Origin of the sequence: Lacihabitans sp. CS3-21 (genome assembly GCF_024343675.1) — a bacterium.
Classification (GTDB): domain Bacteria; phylum Bacteroidota; class Bacteroidia; order Cytophagales; family Spirosomataceae; genus Leadbetterella.
In genome coordinates this window covers 1-1,753 of the sequence record NZ_RJUD01000034.1, presented here as the reverse complement: position 1 = coordinate 1,753, position 1,753 = coordinate 1, and the positions used below count along the sequence as shown (strand labels likewise).

The following is a 1,753-nucleotide window of genomic DNA, read 5'->3' as shown; positions in this document are numbered from 1 at the left end:
AAATAGAAATGATGTTTTAAGCTTTCAATCGCAAGTTTTAGAGAATGATATCACCTTAATTGGTGAAATTTTGGTAAATCTTAAATTTTCTACTAGTGGGACAGATTTGGACTTTTTTGTTAAACTCATCGATGAATATCCTTCCGACGAACCTAATAATTCATTTGCACCCTCCAATGTCCAAATGGCAGGCTACCAGCAAATGATCCGAAGTGAAATGATGAGAACCAAATTCAGGAACTCATTCTCTCACCCTATACCCTTAATTTCAGGCTCAAAAACTACCACTGAATTTAAACTTCAAGATGTATATCATACTTTCAAAAAAGGACACAGAATCATGGTTCAGGTACAATCATCTGCATTTCCTTTGTTCGATTTGAATCCCCAAAAGTTTCTAGAGAACATTTATGAGGCCAACGAAAAAGATTTTCAGAAATCGTTAGTAAACATATTTAGCGACAGTCATATATCCGTGAACATATTAAAAAATAATTAAAAATGGAAAACAAAATATACATCATCGGAGCAGGAGCTGTGGGTAAAGCTTTAGCCGTTTTTCTAAAATTAGAGGGGAAAAATGTGTGCATTATCAGGGGCAGCGTAGATAATACACCAACTCAAATGGAGACCATTTCAATTCAAATGGATGAGGGAATTACTTTGAAGGCTGACCTTGAAGTCAGTTCATTATCTAGTCATGTAAAATTTGATGGCATTTTAGTTATAACCAGCAAATCCTTTGGGAATGAATACTTGGCAGAAACATTAAGTGAAAGGGCTTTTAATCAGTCCATAGTGCTACTTCAAAACGGGCTGGGAGTGGAGTCTGCGTTTGTAAATAAAGGTTTTTCAGATGTTCACAGGTGTGTATTGTTTACCACTTGTCAGGTAATGGGCGATAACCTAGTCCGATTCAAACCGGTAGCAGAATCTCTTATAGGAAAAATTAATGGGAAATTGGATAGTTTGGATCACATTACAAACCAACTCAATAATCCAATCTTTAAATTTAGGGTTGAAGAAAATATTCAAACTATCATTTGGAAAAAAGCGATAGCCAACTGCGTTTTTAATTCTATTTGTCCTTTATTAGATACAGATAATGGAATTTTCCTTAGGAATGTAGCTGTCATGAATTTGGGACAAACCGTTATTAAAGAATGCGTAAATATTGCCAACATATCAGGAGTAGAAATTTCTGAAAATGAGGTAATTGAAAGTGTAAAAATGATTAGTAAAATGTCGGATGGTCAGCTCATTTCTACTTTGCAAGACATCAATAATAGACGACCTACAGAGATTGAAACCCTAAATTTTGCTATTGTTGCTATAGCCCAAAGATATGGAAAAGAAAATGATGTGACACAAACTAAGCTTCTTGGGGAGTTAACCAAAATGAAGGCCGATCTAAATATAGCCCAATGATAAATTAATAATTCTATATCCATGAATATGAAATTAGAAAGGTATGAACTTTTAAATCATGCAGTCAAAGCTATCAAATACCGCTTTGAAAAAGCAACCGTTGGGTCATTAGATAACTTTGGAGAGTTTAGGGTCAGCGACCATACCCGTTCACCATCAGAAATCGTGAATCACATGTTTGATTTAGTAAATAAGACAATCACCCTAATAAATGGTGGTGATATGAATACTAAAAGCCCAGAACTTATGAAATTTGGTGAAGAATGTCAACGCTTTGTAATTGGGCTCGAAAAACTTATGATTGTTTTACAGCAGTCTCAAATTG

The 1,753-nt window shown here is 34.7% G+C and carries 3 protein-coding genes; all 3 read left to right on the top strand.

What is annotated here, in order from left to right; translation table 11 throughout:
• On the top strand, positions 1-499 hold a 499-nt coding region (locus EGI24_RS14130; RefSeq protein ID WP_310586088.1), incomplete at its 5' end, for a CocE/NonD family hydrolase C-terminal non-catalytic domain-containing protein.
• A gap of 2 nt (positions 500-501) precedes the next feature.
• Complete coding sequence (locus EGI24_RS14125; RefSeq protein ID WP_255049104.1) at positions 502-1,428, top strand: ketopantoate reductase family protein; 927 nt, start codon at positions 502-504, stop codon at positions 1,426-1,428.
• Positions 1,429-1,455: 27 nt separating this feature from the next.
• Positions 1,456-1,753: hypothetical protein (locus EGI24_RS14120; protein WP_255049103.1), on the top strand; the 298-nt coding region annotated here is incomplete at its 3' end.

Bases quoted from the DNA above. Each gene is read 5' to 3' on its own strand.
- EGI24_RS14125 (WP_255049104.1), top strand. From the start codon at position 502: ATGGAAAACAAAATATACATCATCGGAGCAGGAGCTGTGGGTAAAGCT.